Here is a 464-nt window from a genome sequence, read left to right on the forward strand (position 1 = left end):
GACATGGCCCGCACCAGCGCCCTCGCCCTGCTCGCGGCGGGCGCGGGCGGGGCCGTCGCGCTCACCTCGCTGTGGCGCATCGAGAAACCGGGGGAGGTGGAACCCCGTAGGGCGCGGGGCGACCGGGTGCCGGTACGCGGCATCCTGCGGGCGCGGGGCGTGCCGGCCGGCCTGCTGATCAGCGTGGCGGTGCTGTCCGCGACCGACATCCTCACCGCCTACCTGCCCGTGGTCGGCGAGCACCGGGGAATCGACCCGGCCGTCGTCGGCCTGCTGCTCAGCCTGCGCGCCGCCGCGACGATCGCCTGCCGGCTGGTCCTCACCCCGATGCTGCGGCTGCTCGGCCGTACGGCCCTGCTCACGGTGACCTGCCTGCTCGCGGCGCTGCTGTGCGCGGCCGTCGCGCTGCCGCTGCCGGTGCCCGTACTGGCGCTCGTCCTCGCGGCCCTGGGCTTCTGCCTGGG

Annotated in this window: 1 protein-coding gene; it reads left to right on the forward strand. The window is 76.7% G+C overall.

The window, feature by feature from the left end; all coding sequences use genetic code 11:
• Positions 1-464: MFS transporter (locus LPA54_RS37985; RefSeq protein ID WP_228984958.1), on the forward strand; the 464-nt coding region annotated here is incomplete at both ends.

The organism is Streptomyces sp. DH12 (assembly GCF_020873895.1).
GTDB lineage: Bacteria > Actinomycetota > Actinomycetes > Streptomycetales > Streptomycetaceae > Streptomyces.